We start from the raw sequence: 24988 nt of genomic DNA on the forward strand, positions 1-24988 counted from the left end.
TAGTTCTCGTTAAGGTGAGTCAGCCTCGCCGGAGCACCGGCGCGACCGCACCGCTGCGGTCACCGGCCGACGAAGGGAGCACCGTGGTCAGGCACCGCACACCCGTCCCCGGCGCATACCGTTTCGCCGCCAACGTGCTGCGACCACCCCTTCGCCTCGCGACGCGCTACTCGGTGACAGGCCTGCACCACCTCCCCGACGACGGCGGTTTCATCGTCACCCCGAACCACCTGTCGTACTTCGACCCCTTCCCGTGGGCGCACACGCTCTACGACCACGGGATCGCCCCGGTCTTCCTCGCGAAGAACGAGCTCTTCCAGACCCCCGTCATCGGCCGGATCCTCCGCGGCGCGGGGCAGGTCCCGGTCCACCGCGAGTCGCGGGAGGCCGCCACGGCGCTGCGCGACGCGGTCGCCGCCCTCGCGGAGGGACGCTGCGTCGCGATCTACCCCGAGGGCACCCTGACGCGCGACCCCGACCTGTGGCCGATGCGCGGCAAGACCGGTGCCGCCCGGCTCGCGCTCGAGTCGCGTCACCCGGTGCTCCCCGTCGCGCAGTGGGGCCCGCAGGATGTCATCCCCGAGTACGCGCACATCCCGAAGCTCTTCCCCCGCAAGACGATCCACATCCGCTTCGGGCCGCCGGTCGAGCTCGACGACCTCTACGAGCGGGAGCCGACGATGGAGGTCGCCATGGAGGCGACCCACCGGATCATGGCCGCGATCACCCGGGAGCTCGAGGAGATCCGTGGCGAGCGGGCGCCGGCGGTCCGCTTCGACCCCAAGGCTCACGGCATGACGGTCATCGGCAACTTCAAGAACGAGGACACGCGGCGCAAGGCCGCACGAGAGGGACAACGATGAGCAAGATCGCAGTCTTCGGGGGTGGCAGCTGGGGCACCGCCTTCAGCACGGTGCTCGCCGACGCCGGCAACGACGTGACGATCTGGGCACGACGCCAGGGGCTCGCCGACCAGATCAGCGCCGGGCGCAACGACGACTACCTCCCGGGCCTGGAGCTGTCGTCCTCCATCTCGGGCACGACCGACCCCGCAGAGGCCGTCGAGGGCGCGGACATCGTCGTCCTGTCGGTCCCGAGCCAGTCGCTGCGCGACAACCTCGCCGGGTGGGGCGACGTCCTCGGTGACCGGATCATCGTCTCTCTCATGAAGGGTGTCGAGCTCGGGACGACGAAGCGGATGAGCGAGGTCATCGCCGAGGCCGGGGGAGTGCCCACCGAGCGGATCGCGGTGGTGTCCGGACCGAACCTTGCCAAGGAGATCGTCCAGCGGCAGCCGGCCGCGACCGTCATCGCCTGCCCGGAGGAGAGCGCCGCCGACCGGGTCGCCGCCGCCGTGGCGACGAGCTACTTCCGGCCGTACACCTCGCCCGACCTCGTCGGTGCGGAGGTCGGCGGCGCGGTGAAGAACGTCATCGCGCTCGCGGTCGGGATGGCCGAAGGGATGGGGCTGGGGGACAACACGAAGTCCTCGATCATCACCCGCGGGCTGGCCGAGATGACCCGCCTCGGCGTGGCCCTCGGTGCCGACGCCCGGACATTCGCCGGGCTCGCCGGCGTCGGCGACCTCATCGCCACCTGCATGTCGTCGCTGTCGCGCAACCACTCCTTCGGTGTCGGCCTGGGCCACGGCATGACGGTCGCCGAGGTCCAGGAGAAGACGCGCCAGACGGCAGAGGGGGTCAAGTCGTGCGCCTCGATCTACGCGCTGGCCCGCGACCACGACGTCGACGTGCCGATCATCGAGCAGGTCAACGCCTGTGTGCACCACGGGGTCTCGGTCCACGACATGGTGCACGCGCTGCTGTCGCGGGCACGCAAGTCGGAGACGGACTGACCCCTCGCGGCTCCTCGTAGGTCGCCCGGCGCCTCAGCGGGCAGCGTGGTCGAGCGCCTGCGACAGGTCGCGCCAGAGGTCCTCGACGTCCTCGACCCCGACGGAGAGCCGGATGAGCTCGTCGGGCGTCGACGCCGGCTCGCCGGGCTGGCGCCGGCGCCGCTCCAGCTGCGACTCGACGCCGCCGAGGCTCGTCGAGTGCGACCACAGCCGGACCGCGGCGCACACCCGCTCGGCACCCTCCGCCCCGCCGACCGTCTCGATCGAGACGATCGCCCCGAGCCCGGGGTAGCGCACGCGGGTCACGGCGGGGTGGCCCTCGAGCCGCGCGGCGAGCTCAGCGGCGTTCGCGCAGGCCCGCTCGAGCCGCAGCGCGAGGGTGCGTAGCCCCCGCAGGACGAGCCAGCTCTCCATCGGCCCGGGGATCGCCCCGCCGAGCAGGCGGTGGCGCGCCAGCCGGGCGTGGAGCTCCGGGCCGCCCTCACCGGTCCGGGAGACGGTGACGCCGAGGATGACGTCGGAGTGCCCGGAGAGGTACTTCGTCGCCGAGTGGACGCTGATGTCGGCGCCGAGCTCGAGCGGTCGCTGCAGCAGCGGGGTGGCGAAGGTGTTGTCGACCGCGACGAGCACGCCCGCCTCCCGGGCGGATCCGACGAGCCGGGGCAGGTCGGCGAGGGAGAGCAGGGGGTTCGTCGGCGACTCGAGCCAGAGGAGGTCGGCGCCGGGGAGGGCTGCCTCCACCCCTTCGCTGTCCGTGACGTCGACCCAGCGCACGGTGAGCCGGCCGGCCTCGGCAGCCTCGGTGAGGCTGACGACGACCCCGTTGTACGCGGCGAAGGGGGCGACGACCGTCCCGCCGGCCGGCACGAGGGAGAGCACGGCCGAGACGGCAGCCATGCCCGAGGCGAAGGCGAGGGCGGATCCCCCTTCGAGCGCGCCGACCGCATCCTCGAGGGCCGTCCACGTCGGGTTGCCCGCGCGCGCGTAGTTCACCGGCCCGTCCGCCTCGTACGTCGAGGTGAAGACGGGCGGCACGTTGAGCGGCGCCCCGGGGCCGCGGTCCGGCCGGCCGAGGGCGACGACCTGGGTCGCGGGGGCGTAGTCGTCGGGCGAAGGGGTGACCATGGGCGACACGGTAAACCCGAAGGGGTGGAGGTGGCCGGGCCGCCCACTAGAGTCGTGCGCGATGACCTCCACCACGCCTTCCGAGCCCCGCAAGCCCCGCGTCGCCGTCGTGTTCGGCGGGCGCTCCTCCGAGCATTCCGTCTCGTGCGCCACCGCGGCCGGGGTCCTCTCGGCGATCGACCGGGAGCGCTACGACGTCGTGCCGATCGGTGTCGCCCAGGACGGTTCGTGGGTACTCGCCGCCGACGACCCCGCGCCGCTGCGGCTCACCCCGGGCCACACCCCGCAGGTCGTCCACGAGGGCACCGAGGTCGCGCTGTCGACCTCCGTCGGCGACCGCACGCTGGCCGTCCACGAGCCGGGCGAGCCGCCGCGGGCCTTCGGCGAGGTCGACGTCGTCTTCCCGCTCCTCCACGGTCCCTACGGCGAGGACGGCACCCTCCAGGGGATGCTCGAGCTCGCCGACGTCCGCTACGTCGGCTCGGGCGTGCTCGCCTCCGCCGCCGGCATGGACAAGCACTACATGAAGGTCGTCTTCGCCGGTGCCGGGCTGCCCGTCGGCCCGTACACCGTCATCACCGACCGTCAGTGGCGTCGGGACAAGGCGGCCGCGATGGACGCTGTCGCCGCGCTCACCTACCCGGTCTTCGTCAAGCCGTGCCGTGCCGGGTCGTCGATGGGCGTGAGCAAGGTCGATGCCCCCGAGCAGCTCGAGGCGGCGATCGAGGCGGCCCGCGAGCACGACCTCAAGGTCATCGTCGAGTCCGGCATCCTCGGGCGCGAGATCGAGTGCGCGGTCCTCGAGGGCCACGGCCTGGATTCGCCCCGCACCTCGTTGCCCGGCGAGATCGTCGTCGAGGCCGGGCACGGGCACGCGTTCTACGACTTCGAGGCGAAGTACCTCGACGAGTCGGCGGTCTCGCTGTCCTGCCCCGCAGACCTCCCCGACGACGTCGCGGCGGAGGTGCAGCGGCTCGCCGCCGAGGCCTTCGAGGCGCTGGGCTGCGAGGGGCTCGCCCGGGTCGACTGCTTCGTCACAGAGGACGGTGAGGTGCTCATCAACGAGATCAACACCATGCCCGGCTTCACCCCGCACTCGATGTACCCGCGCATGTGGGAGGCGAGCGGCCTGAGCTACCCCGAGCTCATTGACGAGCTCGTCCAGCTCGCGCTCGAGCGCCCCGTCGGCCTGCGCTGATGCCTTCGGCATCGTCGCCGCTGCCCCGGTCGCGGGCCCGGAGGATCGTGTCCTGCTGAAGTTCGTGCGCAGACCGGCCCAGGGCCGCCAGCTCTCGTCGTCTGACGGCCGGACCTCAGCACGACACGACGCCGCTCGGCGGGTGGGGCCGGCCGTCAGGAGCAGCGACGGCCGTTCTCGGGGAGCTCCGCGGCGGCGCGGGCGAAGCCCGGCAGCACGAGCGGCGCCTGCGCGACGGCGTCCGGCACGAGGACCTCGATCGCCGGGTCCCGGCCGAAGGTCGTCAGCCGCGTCCCGTCGCTCAGGTCCTGCGCGACCCAGTCGATGCCGTCGACGGAGATGCACTGCTCGATCGTCGGACCGAGCGCCGGCAGCCCGCAGCGGGCGATCACCGGCGGGTCCCCCCATGCGCTCACCGAGCGGTCGGCGGGATCGGTGTCGCGAGTGCCCTGGCCGGCGACCTCGCTCGGCCACACCTGACCGGCGGCCTGGCAGGCCGGCCCGCGTGCCTCGGGGGGCAGCGCGACGTCGACCGGTCCGGTGCGGGTGAGGAGGACGGCCAGGCCGAGCCCCGCGGTGACGAGCACGACGAGCACGACGACGAGGGCGCGGCGGCCGGGGGAGGCCTCGGTGGCGGTCATCCGGCTCAGAGCGTGACGATCGGGCAGGTCAGGGTGCGGGTGATGCCCTCGACCCGCTGGAGCGAGGTGAGCACGAGCCGGGCGACCTCGTCCATGGTCGTCCCCTCGGCGCGGGCGATGACGTCGTAGGGCCCGGTGACCTCGTGCACCTCGACGATCCCTGCGATGCCGGCGATCTCCGCGCGGACCTGCCCGGACCGCCCGACCTCGGCCTGGATGAGCACGTAGGCCTGGACCATGACACCCCTCTCGGCCCGCCCGCTCGCCGGGCGTCTCGCCCTGACCGTACCGGGTGAGAGAGTGGGCCCGTGCGTCCCCCTTCGCCTCGGCTGGCCGACCTCGACGAGGAGGCCGTCCTCGCGCAGATCCTGCCCGTCCTCGGCCTGGGGGGCGGTCCGGCCACCGTCATCGGGCCCGGGGACGACGCGGCCGTCCTCGCCACCTCGGGCTCGGTCGTCGCGACGACCGACTCGATGGTGCGCGGGATCGACTGGCGCGACGACTGGTCGAGCGCCAGGGAGGTCGGTGCCAAGCTCGTGACGCAGAACGTCGCGGACGTCGCGGCCATGGGTGCCGTCCCGACCGGCCTCCTCCTGACGATCGCCGCGGACCCGGCGACCGAGCTGGGCTGGCTCCGTGACCTCTGCGAAGGGGTGGCCCACGAGGCGTCCCGGGTCGGCGCGGGGGTCATCGGCGGGGATGTCTCGGGTGCGCCAGACGGTGTGGTCGTCGTCGGGATGACCGCGCTGGGTGACCTCGAGGGGCGCTCGGCGGTGACCCGTGCGGGGGCCCGGCCGGGTGACGTCGTCGCGGTCGTCGGGTCGCTCGGTCGGTCCGGTGGCGGCCTCGCGCTCTACCTCGCCGGCCGGGTCCCACCGACCCTGCCGGCCGGCAGCCCGGAGGTCGACAGGGCGGTCGAGACCCTCATGCGCTCCCACCGGCGGCCGACGACGCCGTGGGCGTCCGGCCCGCTCGCGGCCCGGGCAGGGGCCACCGCGATGCTCGACATCTCCGACGGGCTGGTGCGTGACGCCGGCCGGCTGGCCCGGGCCAGCGGGGTGGGCATCGATCTCGGCGGTGCGGCGCTGCGGGCCGAGGCGGACGGGCCGCTCGCGCTCGCCCTCGGCGAGGACGAGGCGCTGCGTCAGGTGCTCGGCGGGGGAGAGGAGCACTCGCTGCTCGCCTGCTTCCGGTCCGTCGACGACGTCCCCGAGGAGGTGCGCACGCCGTGGCGCGTCATCGGCCGGGTCGTCGGGGCCGAGGAGCCCGCGGTCACGCTCGACGGTGCTCCCGTCGAGGTCACCGGCTGGGACCACTTCGCACGAGCCAAGGCTCCTGCGAGCTGACGCGTGAGGCCGATGGTGGGCAGACGAAAGGCCGCCCACCCGGAGGGGGACGGCCTGGCGTCAGCTCAGCGGCAGGTCAGCGCTTGACCTTGCCCGCCTTGAGGCACGAGGTGCACACGTTGAGGCGCTTCGGGGTCTTGCCCGAGTCGCCGACGAGCGCCTTGACGCGCTGGATGTTCGGGTTCCAGCGGCGCTTGGTGCGGCGGTGGGAGTGCGAGATGGAGTGCCCGAAGCTCGGGCCCTTGCCGCAGACGTCGCAGTTGGCAGCCACGGGTGGTCTCCTTGAAGATCGTGTGATGTCGGTGTCAGTCGTCATGCCGAGCCGGCTGTCCACGGGACGTGGCAGGGCTCAGGCAACCGCTCAAGAGTAGCCGAGTCCGGCCGACGCTCCAAAACGCGTGCGGTGCCCGGAGGCCACGGTGCTCAGCGGATCCGGCTGACCGTGCTCTCCCACGGTGCCATGACCCGTCCGCGGGGGCCGCCGACGACCGGCTCCACCTCCCACGGCAGCCGAGGTCGGGGCACCCGGTGCTCGGACAGGTTGATCTCGACGAGGAAGGCCTCGTCGGCGTGCCGCCGCACGTAGGCCAGGTAGGTCCGGTGGGCCGGGTGGACCCACTCGATGTCGCCGAGGGTGAGCGCCCGGTGCTGGCGGCGAAGGGAGATCAGCTCGCGGTGCCGGTGGTAGACCGACCCCGGGTCGGCCCGCTGCTCGACAGCCGAGAAGCCCGGCGCCCGGTCGGTGCCCTCGAGCCACGGCGTCCCCGTCGTGAAGCCGCCGTCCGGCGCCCAGCGCATCGGCACGCGGGTGTGGTCGCGCGAGCCCGCGAGCACCTCGGCCCACGCATCTTCCGGCGAGGCCCCGTCGGCGACGAGGGCTGCGTGGCGGTTGTGCGACTCGACGTCGCGCAGGTCGTCGACGCCGCGGAAGTCGTGGTCGATCGCCCCCAGCTCCTGCCCCTGGTAGAGGAAGGGCGTGCCCCGCATCGTCAGCTGGAGGGTCGCGAGCATCGCGCCGATCGCCGTCCGCGTCCGGGGGTCGCGCTCGCGGCCGGCGGCGATCTTGCTGAGCATCCGGGGGTTGTCGTGATTGTCGAAGAAGACCGCGAGCCAGTCGCCGTCGGTGATCGCCTCGGCGTACCCACGGAAGTAGCGCTTGAGGTGCGTCGGGTCGTAGGCGTAGTCGTCCCACCGGGTGTGGCCCGGGGTCTCGAGGACGTCGAAGTTGAGGACGAGGTCGAGCTCGTGGCGACCGTGCCCGCTGAGCATCCGGCCGAGCTGGCGCCCGATGCCCGGCGTCTCACCGACCATCAGCCCCACCGGGTCCGGCGGGAGCGGGTCGCCGAGCGAGCCGTCGGGCAGACGACGGCGGGCTGTCGACACCGGGGGCTCGCGCCGGGTGAAGCCCTCCTGGCGCAGCTCGCGCAGGTGCTCGTGGAGGCGGGGTCCGTAGACGTAGTGCTCGATCCCGGTGAACTCCAGCAGCTCACCGACGAAGGGGTGACCGTCCGGCAGTCCCTCGGGCTTGGAGACGTAGTTGATGACGTCGAGCCGGAAGCCGTCGACCCCCCGGCGCATCCACCACCGGACGATGTCGGCGACCTCATCGCGCACGGCCGGGTTGCTCCAGTCGAGGTCCATCTGGCCGGGGGCGAAGAGGTGCAAGGCCCATCGGCGGGCCTCGGGGACCCACCGCCACGCGGGGCCGGAGAAGAAGGAGCGCCAGTTGTTCGGCGGCCGGTCCGGGTCGCCCTCGCGGAGGAAGTAGTAGCGGCCGTACGGACCGTCCGGGTCGGCGATCGCCTGGCGGAACCACTCGTGCTCGTGGGAGGTGTGGTTGACGACGAGGTCGAGGATGAGCCGCATGCCGCGGGCGTGGCACTGCGTGACGAGCTCGTCGACGTCGGCGAGCGTGCCCATCTCGCGCATGACGTCGCGGTAGTCGCTGATGTCGTAGCCCATGTCCTCGTTGGGCGAGGCGAAGATCGGGGAGAGCCACAGGCAGTCGGCGCCGAGGTCGGCGAGGTGGTCGAGCCGGTCGATGATGCCGCGCAGGTCGCCGACGCCGTCGCCGTCGCCGTCGGCGAAGGACCGCGGGTAGACCTGGTAGACCACCGCCTCGCGCCACCACGGGGCGGGGTCGGGGGCCGGCCCGTCGAGCGGCAGGTCGGGCTCGGCGTTGACCATGTCGAGCACCCCGTCGACGAGACCGGGGCCGGTCCAGCGACGACCCAGCCGGTCGAGCCACCCGAGCCGCAGCCAGCCGAGCGCGCCGAGCAGGCGTGGTGGGGCGCCCACCTGGAGCATGAGCTTGTCGACGACGTCGCGCCCCACCGGGCGTCGGCAGAGCTCGGCGAGCGTGCTCCGTCGGGTCAGGGGTGCCAGGGGCATGCCGTCCTCCAGTGCCCGGGCGACCAGTCGCTCCGAAGCGCCGGGCCGCGTCGGTGCGCTCCGTTAGCGTACGAGTCGTGCTCACCGTCCTCGATCCTCATGCCCTGCGTCGCTGGGCCGTGCTCACCCGGTCGGCGCTCGCCGCCCGCCGGGCCGAGATCGACGCGCTCAACGTCTTCCCCGTCCCGGACGGCGACACGGGCACCAACCTCTACCTCACCCTCGACCAGGCGCTCGACGCCGTCCGGGCCGACCACGAGCGCCGCGGGGTGCTCGGGCAGGTCGGGCTCGCCGCGGAGGCCTCCGCGATGTCCCGGGCCGCGATGCTCAGCGCCCGGGGCAACTCCGGGGTCATCCTCAGCCAGCTCGTCCGCGGCGTGAGCGAGGAGCTCGTCGCGGCCGACGCCGAGGTCGCCGACGCGCGCCTGCTCGCCCGGGCCATGGAGACCGCGGCGGTGCGCGCCCGGGAGAGCGTCGTCCGTCCCCAGGAGGGGACGATCCTCTCGGTCGCCGACGCGGTCGCGGAGGCGGCGAAGGAGGCCGCAGCCGCCGGCGAGCCGCTGGCCGGCGTCACCGCACGGTGCGTCGTCGCGGCCCGCGAGGCGCTCGCGCGCACCCCTTCGCAGCTCGAGGTGCTCGCCCGGGCAGGCGTCGTCGACGCGGGCGGGGCGGGCTACCTGCTCTTCGTCGAGGCGCTCGACCGCGTCGTCCGCGACCACACCCCGCTCGACCGCTACGAGGTCGACGACTTCACGATGAACATGGACCTGCGCAAGCGACCCGAGTGGTCGGTGCCGACCGTGCGGCCACCGGCGGTCTCCGCGGGTGACGCCAAGGACGAGGAGCACCAGGGCCCGGACTTCGAGGTGATGTACCTCCTCGACGGGGCCGACGAGGACGCGGCGGCGCGGCTGCGCGAGGAGCTCGACCGGCTCGGCGACAGCGTCATCGTCAGCGGCGACCGCGAGCTGTGGAAGGTCCACGTGCACGTCGACGACATCGGCGGGGCGCTCGAGGCAGGGATGGCCGCCGGACGTCCCCACCGCGTCGAGGTCACGCCGCTGACGCACGCGCTCCGGCCGCAGCCCCGGGTCGGCCTGGCCGTCGTCGCCTGCGCCGCCGGGCCGGGGATCGCCGAGCTGCTCCATCAGGCGGGCGCCGCCGTCGTCATGTCCGGCCCGGCCCGTCGGGCGTCCGCGGGCGAGCTGCTCGAGGCCGTGCGCGGGACCGGTGCCGGCGACGTCATCCTCCTGCCCAACGACCGCGACACGATCCTCGCCGCCCGGGCCTGCGCCCAGGCTGCCGGCCAGGAGGGCCAGCAGGTGCACGTCATCGAGTCGGGGACCGCGGTCCAGGGCATCGCCGCGATGGCCGTCCACGACCCGGGGGCCGACGTCAGCACGAACGAGATGGCGATGACCCGCGCGGCTGCGGGGACCCGGCACGGGGGCGTGACCGTCGCCGTCAAGCCCGGCCTGACGAGCGGCGGGCAGTGCGAGGTCGGCGACGCCCTCGGGGTCGTGGCCGGCGACATCACGATCGTCGGAGACGACCTCGGCGAGGTCGCGGTCGAGGTCATCGAGCGGCTCGCCAGCGCCGGGTCCGAGCTCGTCACCCTCGTCGTCGGCGCGGACGCGGACGAGGCGCTCGTCGAGCGGGCGCGCCAGGCGGCCTGCGGGCTGAGCCTCGGCGTCGAGGTCGAGGTGCTCCAGGGCGGGCAGCCCGCCTACCCGCTGCTCATCGGGGTGGAGTGAGCATGCGGCGGAGGTCGGGCCGGTGACGACCGAGCAGTCGCGGATCAAGAGCCTCGTCGGTGCCGCCGCGGCCAAGCTCGAGAAGCACCGGGGCATCGTCACCGTCGGTGACCTGCTCGACTTCGCCCCGCGCACCTACCGCACGACCCGGGCTGACCTCGGCTCGCCCGAGATCGGCGAGTACCTCGTCGCCGTGGCCACCGTCGAGACGGCGACGACCCGGACGATGAAGACCCGCCGCGGCAAGATGCTCGAGGCGGTCATCACCGACGGACGCAGCCGCATGTCGGTCACCTTCTTCAACGCCTACGGCCACGAGAAGGTCGTCCAGGCCGGGCGCACCCTGCTCTTCGCCGGCCGGGTCGGCGAGTACAAGGGCCGCCGCCAGCTCGCCCACCCCGCGTACTCGACGCTCGAGGCGATCGAGTCGCTCGGCGACCTCGCCATCGACGAAGGGGGGCTCATCCCGGTCTACCGGCACGTCCCCGGCGTGCAGTCGTGGGGTGTGTCCGCGGCCGTCCGCGTGGTGCTGGGGCATCTCGACGCGGTCGTCGACGCCGTCCCCGAGGAGATCCGCGCCCGCCGCGGGCTCCTCGGCCGGCTCGACGCGCTCAAGGCGCTCCACGCCCCGGAGACGATGGACGACGTCGCCGCCGCCCGGCACCGGCTGCGCTACGAGGAGGCCTTCGTGCTCCAGGCGCTCCTCGGCCGACGGCGGGCCGAGCGGGCCGTGGAGCGGACGCGGCCCCGCCGACCCTCTCAGGGGCTGCTCGCCGACTTCGACGCGCGGCTCCCCTTCGCCCTGACCCTCGGCCAGGTGGCCGTGGGGGAGGAGATCCTCGGCGAGCTCGCCGCGGAGACCCCGATGCACCGGCTGCTCCAGGGCGACGTCGGCTCCGGCAAGACCGTCGTCGCGCTGCGTGCGATGCTCGCCGTCGTCGACTCCGGCGCGCAGGCGGTGCTCCTCGCCCCGACCGAGGTGCTCGCGGCGCAGCACGAGCGGACCATCCGGGTGTTGCTCGGCGACCTCGCCGAGGCGGGCATGCTCGGCGGCGCGGACAACGCGACGCGGGTCCAGCTGCTCACCGGGTCGATGGGCGCGCAGGCCCGCCGCGAGGCGCTCACCCGCATCGCCTCCGGGCAGGCCGGCATCGTCGTCGGCACGCACGCGCTCCTCGAGGACGTCGTCTCCTTCGCCGACCTCGGGCTCGTCGTCATCGACGAGCAGCACCGCTTCGGCGTCGAGCAGCGCGACGCCCTGCGGGCCAAGGGGGAGCACCCCCCGCACCTCCTCGTCATGACCGCCACCCCGATCCCGCGCACGGTCGCGCTCACCGTCTTCGGCGACATGGCGACCTCGACGCTGCGCGAGCTGCCCCGGGGCCGCCAGCCGGTCACCACCCATGTCGTGCCGGTCGACAACCCGCGCTGGGTCGAGCGCACCTGGCAGCGGCTCGCCGAGGAGGTCGCCGCAGGTCGGCAGGCCTACGTCGTCTGCCCGCGCATCGGCGGCGACGACGACGCGGTCGACGACGGCGTCGACCTCGTGAGCGACACCGACCCCGGTGACGACGACGCCGACGGCGAGCGCGTGCCCGACGACGAGGCACCCGAGCGCCGGCTCGCCGACGTCGTCGGGACTGTCGAGCTCCTCTCACAGGTGCCGGCGCTCGCCGGGCTGCGCCTCGCCGCGCTCCACGGCCGCATGCGCCCGGAGGACAAGGACGAGGTGATGGCCCGCTTCTCCGCCGGTGAGGTCGACGTGCTCGTCTCGACGACCGTCATCGAGGTCGGCGTCGACGTGCCCAACGCGAGCACGATGGTCATCCTCGACGCCGACCGCTTCGGCATCTCCCAGCTGCACCAGCTCCGCGGCCGGGTCGGTCGTGGCGGCCACCCGGGTGTCTGCCTGCTGCTCACCGGGTCGGACGCCGAGGTGTCCCGAGCGCGCCTCGAGGCGCTCGCCGCGACGACCGACGGCTTCGAGCTGGCCCGCCTCGACCTCGCCCAGCGCCGCGAGGGAGACGTCCTCGGCACGGCCCAGTCGGGGGTGCGCAGCCAGCTGCGGCACCTCTCGCTGCTGCGCGACGAGGCGATCATCGAGCAGGCCCGCGAGGACGTCGACGCCGTCCTCGCCGCCGACCCTGAGCTCGCCGGGCACCCCGACCTCGCCGCCGCCCTCGAGCGGCTCGCCGAGGAGGAGCGCGCCGCCTACCTCGAGAAGTCCTGACCCGACGCGCGGGCCGAGGCGCCGATGACTCATCATGGAACCGTGACGCGCATCATCAGCGGCCAGGCCGGCGGACGACGCCTGCGCACCCCGGGCGGCCAGTCGACCCGTCCCACGAGCGACCGTGTCCGCGAGGCGCTCTTCTCCTCGCTCGAGGCCCGCGGGGTCGTCGACGGTGCGCACGTCATGGACCTCTACGCCGGCTCGGGGGCGCTCGGCCTCGAGGCGGCCAGCCGGGGCGCGGCGAGCGTGCTGCTCGTCGAGTCCGACCGCAGCGCCGTCGGCGTGATCCGCGGCAACATCGCCGACGTGGGCGTCGCCGGCGCGCGCGTCCAGGCCGGCACCGTCGAGGCCGCGCTGGCCCGCCCCGCGAGCCTGACCTACGACCTCGTCCTCGCGGACCCGCCCTACGACGTCGACGAGGAGTCGCTCGGCCGGGTCCTCGACCTGCTCCTCACCCACGAGTGGCTCGCCCCCGAGGCGCTCGTCGTCGTCGAGCGGTCGACCCGCAGCCCCGAGCCGACCTGGCCGATGGGTCTGGTGCGCACCGAGGAGAAGACCTACGGCGAGACCGTCCTCTGGTACGCGGAGCGGTGGGCCCCGGACTACCAGATCTGACCGCCGCGAGCACTATGTTGGCGCCATGACGGACTACGAGATCCCCCGGCCCACCAGCGGCGACATCGTCGAGCTCATCAAGGACGACCACCGCATCTTCGAGGAGATGCTCCGCCAGATGCGCGACGTCGACGCCGACCGCGAGGCGGTCCGGCAGGCCTTCTCCGAGCTCCTCGTGGCCCACTCCGAGGCCGAGGAGCACGAGGTCTACCCCAAGCTCAAGACGAAGAAGGTCATCGACGGCGAGGAGGAGGAGCACGGCGAGGAGGAGCATGCCGCGACCAACGAGGCGCTGCTCCACCTCCTCCAGGCCAAGGGCACCGACACCCAGAAGTACGAGGACGCCCTCGAGGCCGTCGCCGAGGTGCTCATGCACCACATCGGCGAGGAGGAGCTGACGATCCTCAACCCCGCCCAGACCGACGCCTCCGAGGACCTGCGCGCCGAGCTCGGCGTCGCCTTCGCCACCGCCCGCAACCAGCTCCTCGAGCAGGGCTGCGGCTCGCTCGAGCAGGTCGAGGCGATCGTCAAGCAGGCCTACGACGACGGGCTGCTCCCCAACGACGAGCAGCCCACCGAGCAGTGAGCGGGGTGCAGCGCGCGCTCTGCCCCGGGTCCTACGACCCGGTGACCGCCGGCCACGTCGACATCATCCGTCGGGCCGCGACGATCTACGACGAGGTCGTCGTGGCCGTCCTGCACAACCCGGCCAAGCAGGGCACCTTCGCCGTCGAGGAGCGGCTCGCCTTCATCGAGGAGGAGACCTCCGACCTCCCCGGCGTGCGGGCCGAGGCCTTCGCCAACCAGCTCCTCGTCGACGTGTGCACCCAGGTCGGGGCCACCGTCATCCTCAAGGGGCTGCGCGGCGGCACCGACTTCGCCTACGAGATGCCGATGGCGCTCATGAACCGTCACCTCACCGGCATCGAGACCGTCTTCCTCCCCGGCGACCCGACCCTCGAGCACGTCTCGAGCTCGCTGGTCAAGGAGGTCTGCCGCCTCGGCGGCGACGTCACCGGCATGGTGAGCGACCGGGTCCGGGACGAGCTGATCGCCCGGCTGCCCCGCCCCTGACCCCGGACGAAGGGGGGTCCGCCCCTTCGTCCAGGGTCGGGTTTGGGGGAGCGGCGACTGCTCCGGTAACGTTGTGCGTCGGTCTGCGTCACGATGACGTGGACCGTCCCATCCGACATGTGTGGAGCCATGGAGCGCGTCGACCCAGCCTCGCCCTTCGTCCTTGACGCCAAGGACGTCGGTCGTCGACCCGGGTCGATGAGCGAGGTGCGCCGCACGGTCGAGGCACCGCAGGACTTCGGGACCGATGTCCTCGCGGTGGCACCGGGCCAGCCGATGGAGCTGGAGGTGCGTCTCGAGTCGGTGCACGAGGGCATCCTCGTGACAGGGACGGTCGACGCCACCGCGACCGGGGCATGCGTACGGTGCCTGGACGACCTCGACCTGCCGGTCGACGTCCGCTTCCAGGAGCTCTTCGTGTGGCCCGATCGGGCTCGGCACCACCGCGAGGTGGCCACCGAGCAGGATGCGGACGAGGAGCTCCGGATCGAGGACGACACCATCGACCTCGACCCGGTGATCCGGGACGCGGTGCTGCCGGCGCTGCCGTTCCAACCCGTGTGCCGGGAGGACTGCCCCGGGCTGTGCCCGGAGTGCGGGTTCCGCCTCGAGGACGACCCGGACCACGAGCACGAGCAGATTGACCCCCGGTGGGCGGCGCTAGACGCCCTCCGACCTCTGGCAGAAGGTGCCGGGGGAGACGACGAAGAGAAGAGGACCTGACGTGGCTGTCCCGAAGCGGAAGATGTCGCGCTCCAACACCCGGTCGCGCCGGGCGAACTGGAAGGCGACCCCTGTGGCGCTCTCCACCTGCCCGCAGTGCAAGTCGCCGGCTCCGGCCCACCAGGCCTGCCCGACCTGCGGCACCTACAAGGGTCGCTACTACGCGACGGCGGACCGCACCGAGCACCAGGGCTGAGTCTCCTCGCTGTGAGCACACAGCGCAGCGAGCCCTCGCAGCGGCCCGTCGACGAGCTCCTCGAGCACCTCATCGAGGTGACGGGGGAGCCCGTCGACGAGCCGCTGCTCTCGCGTGCCCTGACACATCGCTCGTACTCGTACGAGAACGGCGCGATCCCGCACAACGAGCGACTGGAGTTCCTCGGCGACTCGGTCCTCGGGCTCGTCGTCACCGCGCACCTGCACGAGACCCACGGCGAGATGTCCGAGGGCGAGCTGGCCAAGCTCCGCTCGGCGGTCGTCAACATGCGTGCCCTGGCGGAGGTCGCACGCACCATCGGTCTCGGTGACTTCGTCCGGCTGGGCCGGGGCGAGGAGGCCACGGGTGGGCGCGACAAGGACTCGATCCTCGCCGACACCCTCGAGGCGGTCATCGGCGCGATCTACCTCTCCACCCCGCAGCCGCGCGGGCTCGACGCCGCCGGTCGGCTCGTGCACTCGCTGCTCGACCCGGTGATGCGGCGCAGCGCCACCCTCGGGGCGGCCCTGGACTGGAAGACCTCGCTCCAGGAGGCAGCTGCCGCCGCCGGCGCCACGACCGTCGCCTACCACATCTCCTCGACCGGCCCGGACCACGAGAAGATCTTCACCGCAGAGGTCTTCGTCGACGACGAGTCCCGCGGGATCGGGACGGGCCGGACCAAGAAGGTGGCCGAGCAGCAGGCCGCGCAGGTCGCCTGGACGGCGATCACCGAGGGCGAGCCGGCCCCGCCCGCCTCCTGATGCCAGAGCTCCCCGAGGTCGAGGTCGTCCGTCGCGGGCTGGCCGACCACGTCGCCGGGCGCACCCTGGACCACGTCGAGATCTCCGGCTCACGCGTCGCACGCCGGCACGTCCCGGGTCCGGCAGACCTGGCGCACCAGCTCGAGGGCGCGCACCTCGACCGGGCCTGCCGGCGTGGCAAGTACCTCTGGCTCACCGTCGCGCCGCGTGCGGCGCAGGCCCCCGACCACGGCCTCATCGTGCATCTCGGGATGAGCGGGCGGATGCTCGTCAGTCCTGCCGAGACCCCCGACCAGACCCACCTCCACGCCCGCTTCGTCTTCGACGACGCCGGCCCGGAGCTGCGGTTCGTCGACCAGCGGACCTTCGGCGGGCTGGCCTGGTCACCCCTTCGTCCCGACGGGGTGCCGGAGTCGCTCTCCCACGTGGCCCTCGACCCCTTCGACCCGGCCTACGACGTGCGGGCGACCGCGCGCGAGGTCAAGCGCCGCAGCAGCGGGATCAAGCGGGTCCTCCTCGACCAGCGGGTGGTCTCCGGCATCGGCAACATCTACGCCGACGAGGCGCTGTGGCGCGCGGGCATCCACGGCGAGCGCCCGGCGTCCGGGCTGACCAAGCCCGCCATCGAGCGTCTCCTCGGTCACGCCCGGGACGTCATGGGCGAGGCGCTCGAGCAGGGGGGCACGAGCTTCGACGCGCTGTACGTCAACGTCAACGGTGCCTCCGGGTACTTCGACCGGCGCCTGGCGGCGTACGGCCAGGAGGGCCGGCCCTGCCCGCGGTGCGGCACGCTCATGCGCCGCGAGCAGTTCATGAACCGCAGCTCGACCTCGTGCCCCCGCTGCCAGCCTCGGCCGCGGAGGCCGCGCTCCTGACGGTCGATGAGAGCGGTCTCATCGGAGCCTCACGCTTCCTTCACGGCGCGCTGACAGCCTTGAGGCCTACCGCAGGAACCGAGCAAGGGAGCACGACATGATCACCAAGAAGACCGCCGCCTGGGCCGTCACCGGAGCGCTCGGCCTCACCGCCCTCGGCGGCGTCGCCCTGGCCCAGGGCCAGCTCGCCCCGACCGGCGACCCGCGCCCCGGGATCTCCGTCCCCGCCACGGGTGACTCCACCTCGACCACGGTCTCGGCGACGTCCGCGGTCTCGGCGACGTCCGCGGCGTCGGCCAAGAGTGCAAGGTCCGCCAAGACCGCCAAGTCCGCCAAGAGCGCGAGGTCGGCCCCCTCGGCCCGGTCAGCGGCCACCGCCCCGGTGCAGAAGGCTCCCGCGCCGGCCGCACCCCGCGTCCAGGCCTCGGCGAAGAGCGCGCCGTCGCCGGTGAGCGCGGTCTCGGCCTACAGCGCCCCCAGCCCGAAGAGCGCCCCGTCGCCGAAGAGCGCGCCGAGCCCGAAGAGCGCCCCAAGCCCGAAGAGCGCCCCGTCGCCGGTGAGCCCGGTCTCGGCGAAGTCGGCTCCCACCGCGGACTCCGCCGACTGACACCCGTGCGGGTTCGAGACCCCCGTCGCCTGGTGGCGACCGGGGTCTGCGCCTGATGGGATGGCTCCGTGCCTGACGTCGTCGCCCTGCTCACCGGCCCCGAGGCCGCCGACGTCCTCCAGAGCGCCCTGACCGGTGCGCCGGGGGCCCAGCTGCCGCGCTTCACCTGCACCGTCGACGAGGTCCACGACCGCGTCGGCGCCGAGACCTCGGTGACCTATCACGTGAGCTACGGCGAAGGGGCAGACGCGCGGCAGGACTACCTCGTCGTCACCACCGCGGACGTCGCATCGGCGGCCACCGTGACCGTCGACGGGGTCGACCTCCGGGTCTGGCGGCACCCCGAGGACCCGCGTCTGCCCGGTCTCGACGGGGCGTGCACGCCCGAGACGCTCGCGGGCTGGCTGCCGGGTCCGACGGGGGAGGACACGACGGAGGTGCTCGTCTACCGTCCGCTGCGCCGGGCCGTGCTGCGCACGGAGCGGGCCGGCCGCACCTACTTCACCAAGGTCGTCCGCCCCGACAAGGGGGAGCTGCTCGAGCGTCGGCACGCGCTCCTCGCGGGCATCGGCCCCGAGGTCGTCGCGGTCCCCGAGCCAGGCGTGCTCGTGACCGCCGTCGTCCCGGGGCAGCCGCTCGCCGAGTCGCTCTCGGCCTGGCAGATCGGGGAGTCCACCGTCGAGCCCGACCCGGCCGAGGCGCTGGCCCTTCTCGACGCTCTCCCGGCGGAGCTGCTCGACCTCCCCGCGCGGCCCTCGTGGACCGACCGGGCGGACTTCCACGGCGCGATGGCCGCGGCAGCGCTCCCGGACCACGCCGCGGAGATCGCCCGGCTCACCGAGCAGATCCAGCACCTCGCCGAGACCCTCCCGGTCGGCCCGCTCGTGCCCACGCACGGCGACTTCCACGAGGCCAACATCTTCTGCGCCGACGGGCAGCCGCAGCGGCTCATCGACGTCGACACCGCCGGCCCGGGCCGGCGCGAGGACGACCTCGCCTGCCTCGTCGCCCACCTCGCCGTGCTCGCTGACCTCTCGCCCGAGCACTACCCGGAGGGAGCAGCAGTGGCCGACCGGTGGGCCACCCGGCTCGAGGCGGGGGTCCACCCCGGCGCCTTCCGGGCGCGCGTGGCCGGGGTGATCCTCAGCCTCGTGGCCGGGAGCCCGCGCTCGGTGGCCCTGACCCGCCTCGACCTGGCTCGTGCCTGACTCTGGCGTGCCGGGGTTACGGCATCGGCAGCTCCTTGAGCGTCACGGCCTTGCCGGTGTGCTCCTCGGAGAGGTCGGCGAAGGCCTGACGGATCACCTTGGCGTAGACGTGCGAGCCCGAGAGCGAGGGGTGGATGCCGTCGGCCTGCAGCTGGTCGGGGTCGGCCGAGACCGCGCCGTCCCAGTCGGCGACGGCGACGTTGGGGTGGTCCTTGGCGATCTCCGCGAGGGTCGCGTTGTCCTCGGCGATCCGGCTCAGCCGGTCGGCGTGCAGGTTGACGATGACGACCATGCGGTCGGGGCCGATGTCGTCGAGCAGGGCCCGGATGGTCTGCTCGTCGCTGCCGGCGTTGGTCCCGAAGGCCAGGACGACGGCGCGGCGCAGGGAGTCGCCGGCCGCCGCGACCTGCTCGCGACCGTCGGACCAGCGACGGTTGGACTTCGCGTCGATCTGGATGCCCGGGAAGTAGTAGCGCAGGGCGTGCAGCGAGCCGACGGCCATCGAGTCGCCGAAGACATCGATCTCCTTGCCCTGCGGCATCCGGAAGTCGGGGTTGCCGGTGGCGACCTCGACGGCCTGGGTCGCTCGGGGCGCGGCGGCCTGGGCGGCGTTGCTCTCCAGGGTGGTCTGCGTGCTCGTCTTGTCCGGGGCGGTGAGCAGCACGGCCGCGAGGACGAGCACCGAGAGCGCGGCGCTGGCCGCCGTGATCTGTCGTGCTCGCGGCGGCACGCGCAGCAGCCGGCGACCGATCGCCCCGACCGCACCGCCGAAGCCCAGGCGGCGCACGGGCGTCTCGACGAAGCGGAAGGACAGGTCGGCGAGGGCGAGCGTGACGACGACTGCCCAGATCCGGGTCCACACGAAGGCCGAGGTCCCGGCGGCCGTGGGGATGTCCTGGCCGATGACGAGGATGACCGGCCAGTGCCAGAGGTAGATGCCGTAGCTGCGCGTGCCGATCCAGCGCATCGGTGCGGCCTCGAGGACGGTGCGGAGGCGTCCCGGCCGGTCGACCGAGGCCAGCACGAGCACCGCGGTCGCGAGCGAGACGAGCGGGATGCCGAGGCGGAAGGTCCACGCCGAGCCCTCCTGGGCCAGGACGAGGAGGGCGGCGAGCAGCACGCCGGCGCCGCCGATGATGTGCCGACGCCAGCGGTGCCACGCGGCGCTCGTCGTGCCGGCCCGCGAGGGCCCCGCCCAGGTCATCGCCATGGCCGCGCCGAGCATGAGGCCGACGAGGTGGGTGTCGGTGCCGTAGTAGACCCGGGTGACGTCCGCCGGGTCGTAGCGCAGCGCCATGAGCGCCGCCGAGACCACACCGATGGCGAGCACGGCGGCGCCGAGAGCGCCCCAGCTCAGCCCGAGGCGGCGCCGGGCCCAGAGCAGCACGATCGTCGCGAGCGGCCACACGAGGTAGAACTGCTCCTCGACCGCCAGCGACCAGAAGTTCATGAACAGCTGCGGGCTCGTCGAGTGGAAGTAGTCGCTGCCGTTGGCGATCTCGAGCCAGTTCGTCGAGAAGGTCAGGGCTCCGAGGGCCTGCCGCCGGATCCCCACGAGCAGGTCGGCCTCGACGGTGCGGGCGATGAGGATGCAGGCCGGGACGACGACGAGCAGCGCCGGGAGCAGCCGCCGGGCCCGCCGGGTCCAGAAGCCGCGCAGGTCGATCGACCCGTCCCGCTCGGTCTCGCGGACGAGCAGCGTGGTGATGAGGAAGCCCGAGATGACGAAGAAGACGTCGACCCCGAGGAAGCCGCCCGGCAGCCAGTCGGGATCGAGGTGGAAGAGCATCACCGCGCCGATCGCCAGCGCGCGGATGCCGTCGAGGCCGGCGAGGTGACCCCGCGGCGGGCGTGGGGGCAGGGCGCCGTCGAGACGGCCCTCGGCCGAGGCCGGTGCCGGGACCGCTGTCGTCGGGATCGGTGCGCCCACGAGGGGCACGCTAGGACCTCGCACCGACAACGTCGGGGAGGCGCACCGACGTTGCTCCCCTGAGGTGCGACGAAGGATTACCGTGCCCGTCATGACTGCGCGCGCCACCTTCTTCGTCCGCGGTCGGGTCCAGGGCGTGGGTTTCCGCTGGTGGACCCGGGCCAGGGCGCTCGAGCTCGGCCTCGTCGGTCACGCCCGCAACATGGACGACGGCCGCGTCGAGGTCGTCGCCGAGGGTGACCCTGAGCAGATCGACCGCCTCGAGGCGCTGCTGCGCGAGTCCCCCTCCGAGGCTCGTTCCTCGCACCTGCGGACTGCGCCTTCGTCCTCGCGCAGACCGGGTCACGTCACCTCCGTCGTCCGTCAGGACGGGACGGCGCAGGGGGAGTCCACCGGCTTCGTCGAGAAGTGATCCTCGAGTCGTGAGACCCGGTCGCGTCCGGCCGGAGGGGCCACCTACGGTGGCCGGGTGAGCGAGACACCTCCCGACCTCGACCGGCTGCGGCAGAGTATCGACAACATCGACGCGGCCCTGGTCCACCTGCTCGCGGAGCGCTTCAAGGCCACCCAGCAGGTGGGGGTGCTCAAGGCGACCCTCGGTCTCCCGCCGGCCGACCCGGCCCGCGAGGAGCGGCAGATCGGGCGGCTGCGCGGACTCGCGCACGAGGCGGGCCTCGACCCGCACTTCGCGGAGAAGTTCCTGAACTTCATCATCGCCGAGGTCATCCGCCACCACGAGGCGATCGCCGGCCGCGAGGCCGCCGACGGCGACCCCACCGCCACCCGCTGAGCACGCCCGGGCTGCCGGGGCGGCGCCCCCGTCGCAGGTAGGCTCGCCGCCGTGTACGTCAAGAGTCTGACCCTCAAGGGCTTCAAGTCCTTCGCCTCGGCGACGGCTCTGCGTCTCGAGCCGGGGATCACCTGCATCGTCGGCCCCAACGGCTCCGGCAAGTCCAACGTCGTCGACGCCCTCGCCTGGGTCATGGGGGAGCAGGGGGCCAAGAGCCTGCGCGGCGGCAAGATGGAGGACGTCATCTTCGCCGGCACCGCCGGCCGCGCGCCGCTCGGCCGTGCCGAGGTCGCGATGACCATCGACAACACCGACGGCGCCCTGCCGATCGACTACACCGAGGTGACGATCAGCCGGACGATGTTCCGCAACGGCGGCTCCGAGTACGCCATCAATGGCACGTCCTGCCGGCTCCTCGACATCCAGGAGCTGCTCTCCGACTCCGGCATCGGCCGCGAGATGCACGTCATCGTCGGCCAGGGCCAGCTCGACACCGTCCTGCGCGCGACCCCTGAGGAGCGACGTGGCTTCATCGAGGAGGCCGCCGGCGTCCTCAAGCACCGCAAGCGCAAGGAGAAGGCGCTGCGCAAGCTCGAGACGATGGAGGTCAACCTCGCCCGTGTCGCCGACCTCACGACCGAGATCCGGCGTCAGCTCGGCCCGCTCGGCCGCCAGGCCGAGGCTGCTCGCCGGGCCCAGGTCATCCAGACCGACGCGCGCGACGCCCGCTTCCGCCTCCTCGCCGACGACCTCGTCCAGCTGACGAGCGCGCTCGAGCAGGAGGTCGCCGACGAGACCGCGCTGCTGCGCCGGCGCGCCGCTCTCGAGGAGGAGCTCGTCACCGCGCGCGCCGCCATCGCTGAGCAGGAGCGACAGGCGGCCGAGGCGGCCCCGCTCGTCTCGGCGGCAGGCCGCCGCTTCGTCAGCCTGCGGTCCGTCGCGGACCGCCTCGAGTCCACCGCCTCCGTCGCCGCCGAGCGGGTGCGCCTCCTCGGCCAGGACGACGAGCACGAGACCACCTCGGGCCGCGATCCCGAGCAGCTGCGCCAGCAGGCCGCCGCCGCCCGCGCCGACGAGGAGCGCCTCCGCGCCGAGATCGCGGAGATCACCGCCCGCCTCGCCGATGCCACCGCCGCCCGCGAGGCCGCCGAGCAGGCGCACAGCGCCGAGGTCGAGCGCATCCAGCGCCTCATCCGGGCGGCGGCCGACCGGCGCGAGGGTCTGGCCCGGCTCACCGGTCAGGTCGGCGCCCGGCAGAGCAAGGTCGAGGCGGCCCAGGCCGAGGTCGGCCGGCTCGAAGGGGTGATCGCCCGGGCTGAGGAGCGGGCCACGGAGGCCGAGCAGGCCTTCCGTCGGCTCGAGGCGACGATCGTCGACGCCGAGGGCAGCGAGGCCGGGCTCGACGACGCCTACGAGCAGGCCAGCGCGACGCACGCGGCCGCCGAGGCCGAGGTGACCCGCTGGGTCGACGCCGAGCGCGCCGCCGAGCGCGACCGCGGCGCCGCCCAGGCCCGCGTCGAGGCCCTCGAGCTCTCCCTTCGTCGCAAGGACGGCGCCCAGGCGCTGCGTGACGCCGCCGGCGAGGGCGGACCGACGATCCTCGGCTCGATCGCCGAGCTCATCACCGTCTCCGGCGGGCACGAGGCCTCCATCGCCGCCGCGCTCGGCTCCGCCTCCGAGGCGCTCGCCGTCGGCTCGGCCTCCGACGCCGCCGCGGCGGTCCGCCGCCTCCGCGAGGAGGACGCCGGGCAGATCTACCTCGTCGTCGGCTCGACCGCGGCCTCCGTCGACCGCTCCGGCTGGCCGTCGCTGCCCTCCGGCGCGACCTGGGCCGCCGACGTCGTCACCGCGCCGGACACCGTCGCCGACGCCGTCGCCCAGGTCCTCGACCGGGTCGCCCTCGTCAGCGACGACGACGACGCGATGCGGCTCACCGAGCAGGGCGTCACCGCCGTGACCCGAGCCGGTGACGTCTTCGGCCCGGGCTTCGTGCGGGGCGGGTCGGCCTCCGCGCCGAGCCTGCTCGAGCTCCAGTCCGCGCTCGACGAGGCCCGCGAGGCGGTCGCCGAGGCCACCCGGCGCGGCGAGCAGGCCGGCTTCGAGCTCGCGAGCGCCCGGACCGCCGAGACCCGGGCCCGCGAGGCCGCCGAGACCGCCCTCGACGCGTTGCACGACAGCGACGCCCAGATGGCCGCCGTCGCCGAGCAGCTCGGCGGTCTCGGGCAGACCGCCCGGGTCGCGCGTGCCGAGGCCGACCGCACCCGCAAGGCCATCACCGACCTCACCGCCGGGCTCGAGTCCGACCGGGCCGAGCTCGCCGCGCTGCAGACCCGGCTCGACGAGGCTCAGGCCGAGCCCGCCGAGGGCGACTCCGACAGGGACCCGTCGACCGACGAGCGCGACCGGCTCGAGCTCGAGGCGAGCCGCGCCCGCACGGGGGAGACGGAGATCCGCCTCACCCTGCGCACCACCGAGGAGCGGGCCCGCGCCCTGCACGGCCGCGCCGAGTCCCTCGAGGGTGCGGCCCGCAACGAGATCGCCGCCCGTGAGCGGCTCAAGGCCCGTCAGGAGCGTCGCCGCCGCGAGGCCGAGATCGCCGCAGCCGTCGAGGCCGCCGCCCGCCACGCCACCGCGATCACCGCCGCCGCCGTGACCCGTGCGGCCGCCGAGCAGGAGCAGGCCGAGGCCGCCCGCGCCGCCCGGGACACCCGGCTCGCCGAGATGCGGGCCGCGCTCGCCGTCCAGCAGGACGAGCTGCGCGAGCTCACCGACTCCGTCCACCGCGACGAGGTCGCCCGCGCCCAGCAGACCGCCAAGATCGAGCAGCTCCAGCAGCGCGCCATCGAGGAGCTCGGGATCGACCCCGAGGTGCTCGTCGAGGAGTACGGCCCCCACCAGGGCGTGCCCTACGTCCCCGGCCCGGACGAGCAGGGCGACGACTTCGAGATGCCCGAGCCGCGCCCCTACGTCCGCGAGGAGCAGGAGAAGCGGCTGCGGACGGCCGAGCGCGGGCTCAAGGCCCTCGGCCGGGTCAACCCGCTCGCGCTCGAGGAGTTCGCCGCGCTCGAGGAGCGGCACACCTTCCTCACCACCCAGCTCGAGGACCTTCGCCAGTCCAAGAAGGACCTCCTCGACATCGTCGCCGAGGTCGACCAGCGGGTCGAGCAGGTCTTCTCCGAGGCCTTCCGGGACACCGCCGAGCAGTTCGAAGGGGTGTTCTCCCGTCTCTTCCCCGGCGGCGAGGGGCGGCTGACGCTCACCGACCCGTCGAACATGCTCACGACCGGCATCGAGGTCGAGGCCCGCCCGCCGGGCAAGAAGGTCAAGCGGCTCTCGCTGCTCTCCGGCGGCGAGCGCTCGCTCGTCGCGGTCGCCCTGCTCGTCTCGATCTTCAAGGCGCGGCCCTCGCCCTTCTACATCATGGACGAGGTCGAGGCCGCCCTCGACGACACCAACCTGGGCCGGCTCATCACCCTCTTCGAGGAGCTGCGCGGCTCCAGCCAGCTCATCGTCATCACCCACCAGAAGAGGACGATGGAGATCGCCGACGCCCTCTACGGCGTCTCGATGCGCGGCGACGGCATCACGACGGTCGTCAGCCAGCGCATCCGCGACGTCGCGTCGTAGCCGCGAGCACGTCGTCGGTCTCGCCGGGGCGTGTCG

The 24988-nt window shown here is 73.5% G+C and carries 24 protein-coding genes; 18 read left to right on the forward strand and 6 right to left on the reverse strand.

From position 1 onward, the window contains the following. The first annotated feature begins 14 nt into the window (after nt 1-14). Together JNO54_RS06960 and JNO54_RS06965 are read left to right on the forward strand one after the other, a co-directional pair. Nucleotides 15-863 (forward strand): lysophospholipid acyltransferase family protein, encoded by an 849-nt coding sequence (locus JNO54_RS06960; RefSeq protein WP_307818095.1) that lies wholly within the window; start codon nt 15-17, stop codon nt 861-863. Continuing rightward, entirely contained in the window at nt 860-1855 is a 996-nt protein-coding gene (locus JNO54_RS06965) for an NAD(P)H-dependent glycerol-3-phosphate dehydrogenase (RefSeq protein WP_204143241.1), read from the forward strand. The genes JNO54_RS06960 and JNO54_RS06965 overlap by 4 nt, the downstream gene beginning before the upstream one ends. 33 nt (nt 1856-1888) lie before the next feature. Here JNO54_RS06965 and JNO54_RS06970 read toward each other — a convergent pair whose 3' ends face one another. Continuing rightward, nucleotides 1889-2980 (reverse strand): trans-sulfuration enzyme family protein, encoded by a 1092-nt coding sequence (locus JNO54_RS06970; protein ID WP_204143242.1) that lies wholly within the window; start codon nt 2978-2980, stop codon nt 1889-1891. Nucleotides 2981-3041: 61 nt separating this feature from the next. Between JNO54_RS06970 and JNO54_RS06975 the strand changes: the two genes are divergently transcribed. Continuing rightward, nucleotides 3042-4178 carry a D-alanine--D-alanine ligase family protein gene (locus JNO54_RS06975; RefSeq protein ID WP_204143243.1) on the forward strand — a complete coding sequence of 379 codons (1137 nt, stop codon included), beginning with the start codon at nt 3042-3044 and terminating at the stop codon, nt 4176-4178. Nucleotides 4179-4333: 155 nt separating this feature from the next. Here JNO54_RS06975 and JNO54_RS06980 read toward each other — a convergent pair whose 3' ends face one another. Both JNO54_RS06980 and JNO54_RS06985 read right to left on the reverse strand, forming a co-directional pair. Beyond that, the gene (locus JNO54_RS06980; RefSeq protein ID WP_204143244.1) at nt 4334-4819 is read right to left on the reverse strand and encodes a DUF3515 family protein; all 486 of its coding nucleotides are present in this window, start codon (nt 4817-4819) and stop codon (nt 4334-4336) included. Between the two features lie 5 nt (nt 4820-4824). Then, entirely contained in the window at nt 4825-5058 is a 234-nt protein-coding gene (locus tag JNO54_RS06985) for an Lrp/AsnC family transcriptional regulator (RefSeq protein ID WP_204143245.1), read from the reverse strand. 69 nt (nt 5059-5127) lie between these two features. Between JNO54_RS06985 and thiL the strand changes: the two genes are divergently transcribed. Then, the gene (gene thiL, locus JNO54_RS06990; RefSeq protein WP_204143246.1) at nt 5128-6165 is read left to right on the forward strand and encodes a thiamine-phosphate kinase; all 1038 of its coding nucleotides are present in this window, start codon (nt 5128-5130) and stop codon (nt 6163-6165) included. A 76-nt stretch (nt 6166-6241) separates the two neighbouring features. Here thiL and rpmB read toward each other — a convergent pair whose 3' ends face one another. Both rpmB and JNO54_RS07000 read right to left on the reverse strand, forming a co-directional pair. After that, a complete protein-coding gene (gene rpmB / locus JNO54_RS06995) occupies nt 6242-6436 on the reverse strand; it encodes a 50S ribosomal protein L28 (protein WP_204143247.1) in 195 nt (64 codons plus the stop codon). 152 nt (nt 6437-6588) lie between these two features. Further along, complete coding sequence (locus JNO54_RS07000; protein ID WP_204143248.1) at nt 6589-8556, reverse strand: alpha-amylase family glycosyl hydrolase; 1968 nt, start codon at nt 8554-8556, stop codon at nt 6589-6591. Between the two features lie 77 nt (nt 8557-8633). Between JNO54_RS07000 and JNO54_RS07005 the strand changes: the two genes are divergently transcribed. From JNO54_RS07005 to JNO54_RS14940, 11 genes are all read left to right on the forward strand, one after another. Next, entirely contained in the window at nt 8634-10310 is a 1677-nt protein-coding gene (locus tag JNO54_RS07005; RefSeq protein ID WP_307818096.1) for a DAK2 domain-containing protein, read from the forward strand. Nucleotides 10311-10332: 22 nt separating this feature from the next. Further along, entirely contained in the window at nt 10333-12540 is a 2208-nt protein-coding gene (locus JNO54_RS14935) for an ATP-dependent DNA helicase RecG (RefSeq protein ID WP_204143250.1), read from the forward strand. A 42-nt stretch (nt 12541-12582) separates the two neighbouring features. Continuing rightward, nucleotides 12583-13158 carry a 16S rRNA (guanine(966)-N(2))-methyltransferase RsmD gene (gene rsmD, locus JNO54_RS07015; protein ID WP_204143251.1) on the forward strand — a complete coding sequence of 192 codons (576 nt, stop codon included), beginning with the start codon at nt 12583-12585 and terminating at the stop codon, nt 13156-13158. Between the two features lie 25 nt (nt 13159-13183). Beyond that, nucleotides 13184-13744, forward strand: coding sequence for a hemerythrin domain-containing protein (locus JNO54_RS07020; protein WP_204143252.1), 561 nt, complete (start codon nt 13184-13186; stop codon nt 13742-13744). Nucleotides 13745-13749: 5 nt separating this feature from the next. Continuing rightward, nucleotides 13750-14232, forward strand: coding sequence for a pantetheine-phosphate adenylyltransferase (gene coaD, locus JNO54_RS07025; RefSeq protein WP_204144597.1), 483 nt, complete (start codon nt 13750-13752; stop codon nt 14230-14232). A 129-nt stretch (nt 14233-14361) separates the two neighbouring features. Beyond that, nucleotides 14362-14955: a YceD family protein gene (locus JNO54_RS07030; protein ID WP_204143253.1), complete on the forward strand. Its 594-nt coding sequence runs from the start codon at nt 14362-14364 to the stop codon at nt 14953-14955. A gap of 1 nt (nt 14956) precedes the next feature. Next, on the forward strand, nt 14957-15151 hold the full coding sequence (rpmF, locus tag JNO54_RS07035) for a 50S ribosomal protein L32 (protein ID WP_204143254.1): 195 nt from the start codon (nt 14957-14959) through the stop codon (nt 15149-15151). Nucleotides 15152-15162: 11 nt separating this feature from the next. Beyond that, the gene (rnc, locus tag JNO54_RS07040; protein WP_204143255.1) at nt 15163-15915 is read left to right on the forward strand and encodes a ribonuclease III; all 753 of its coding nucleotides are present in this window, start codon (nt 15163-15165) and stop codon (nt 15913-15915) included. Next, complete coding sequence (gene mutM / locus JNO54_RS07045) at nt 15915-16790, forward strand: bifunctional DNA-formamidopyrimidine glycosylase/DNA-(apurinic or apyrimidinic site) lyase (protein ID WP_204143256.1); 876 nt, start codon at nt 15915-15917, stop codon at nt 16788-16790. Before rnc ends, mutM begins: the two co-directional genes overlap by 1 nt. 97 nt (nt 16791-16887) lie before the next feature. Beyond that, the gene (locus tag JNO54_RS07050; RefSeq protein ID WP_204143257.1) at nt 16888-17397 is read left to right on the forward strand and encodes a hypothetical protein; all 510 of its coding nucleotides are present in this window, start codon (nt 16888-16890) and stop codon (nt 17395-17397) included. Nucleotides 17398-17465: 68 nt separating this feature from the next. Continuing rightward, the gene (locus tag JNO54_RS14940) at nt 17466-18605 is read left to right on the forward strand and encodes a phosphotransferase family protein (protein ID WP_204143258.1); all 1140 of its coding nucleotides are present in this window, start codon (nt 17466-17468) and stop codon (nt 18603-18605) included. A 16-nt stretch (nt 18606-18621) separates the two neighbouring features. Here JNO54_RS14940 and JNO54_RS07060 read toward each other — a convergent pair whose 3' ends face one another. Further along, nucleotides 18622-20535, reverse strand: a complete 1914-nt coding sequence (locus JNO54_RS07060; RefSeq protein WP_307818097.1) for an acyltransferase family protein — start codon at nt 20533-20535, stop codon at nt 18622-18624. Nucleotides 20536-20626: 91 nt separating this feature from the next. Here JNO54_RS07060 and JNO54_RS07065 point away from each other — a divergent pair, with 91 nt between their 5' ends. Genes JNO54_RS07065 through smc form a run of 3 tightly spaced genes read left to right on the forward strand, consistent with a single transcriptional unit; the run spans nt 20627 to nt 24952 of the window. Then, nucleotides 20627-20947: an acylphosphatase gene (locus JNO54_RS07065; RefSeq protein WP_204143260.1), complete on the forward strand. Its 321-nt coding sequence runs from the start codon at nt 20627-20629 to the stop codon at nt 20945-20947. A 57-nt stretch (nt 20948-21004) separates the two neighbouring features. Next, nucleotides 21005-21325 (forward strand): chorismate mutase, encoded by a 321-nt coding sequence (locus JNO54_RS07070; protein ID WP_204143261.1) that lies wholly within the window; start codon nt 21005-21007, stop codon nt 21323-21325. A gap of 51 nt (nt 21326-21376) precedes the next feature. Next, on the forward strand, nt 21377-24952 hold the full coding sequence (gene smc / locus JNO54_RS07075; RefSeq protein ID WP_204143262.1) for a chromosome segregation protein SMC: 3576 nt from the start codon (nt 21377-21379) through the stop codon (nt 24950-24952). Nucleotides 24953-24988: the final 36 nt, after the last annotated feature.

The sequence above is a fragment of the Janibacter endophyticus genome (assembly GCF_016888335.1).
GTDB classification, from domain to species: Bacteria; Actinomycetota; Actinomycetes; order Actinomycetales; family Dermatophilaceae; genus Marihabitans; species Marihabitans endophyticum.

What these genes read in the sequence shown, in the direction of transcription:
- JNO54_RS06965 (WP_204143241.1), top strand. Translation starts at nt 860, where the DNA reads ATGAGCAAGATCGCAGTCTTCGGGGGTGGCAGCTGGGGCACCGCCTTC.
- JNO54_RS06970 (WP_204143242.1), bottom strand. Translation starts at nt 2,980, where the DNA reads ATGGTCACCCCTTCGCCCGACGACTACGCCCCCGCGACCCAGGTCGTC.
- JNO54_RS06975 (WP_204143243.1), top strand. Translation starts at nt 3,042, where the DNA reads ATGACCTCCACCACGCCTTCCGAGCCCCGCAAGCCCCGCGTCGCCGTC.
- JNO54_RS06980 (WP_204143244.1), bottom strand. Translation starts at nt 4,819, where the DNA reads ATGACCGCCACCGAGGCCTCCCCCGGCCGCCGCGCCCTCGTCGTCGTG.
- JNO54_RS06985 (WP_204143245.1), bottom strand. Translation starts at nt 5,058, where the DNA reads ATGGTCCAGGCCTACGTGCTCATCCAGGCCGAGGTCGGGCGGTCCGGG.
- JNO54_RS07000 (WP_204143248.1), bottom strand. Translation starts at nt 8,556, where the DNA reads ATGCCCCTGGCACCCCTGACCCGACGGAGCACGCTCGCCGAGCTCTGC.
- JNO54_RS07020 (WP_204143252.1), top strand. Translation starts at nt 13,184, where the DNA reads ATGACGGACTACGAGATCCCCCGGCCCACCAGCGGCGACATCGTCGAG.
- JNO54_RS07030 (WP_204143253.1), top strand. Translation starts at nt 14,362, where the DNA reads ATGGAGCGCGTCGACCCAGCCTCGCCCTTCGTCCTTGACGCCAAGGAC.
- mutM (WP_204143256.1), top strand. Translation starts at nt 15,915, where the DNA reads ATGCCAGAGCTCCCCGAGGTCGAGGTCGTCCGTCGCGGGCTGGCCGAC.
- JNO54_RS07050 (WP_204143257.1), top strand. Translation starts at nt 16,888, where the DNA reads ATGATCACCAAGAAGACCGCCGCCTGGGCCGTCACCGGAGCGCTCGGC.
- JNO54_RS07065 (WP_204143260.1), top strand. Translation starts at nt 20,627, where the DNA reads ATGACTGCGCGCGCCACCTTCTTCGTCCGCGGTCGGGTCCAGGGCGTG.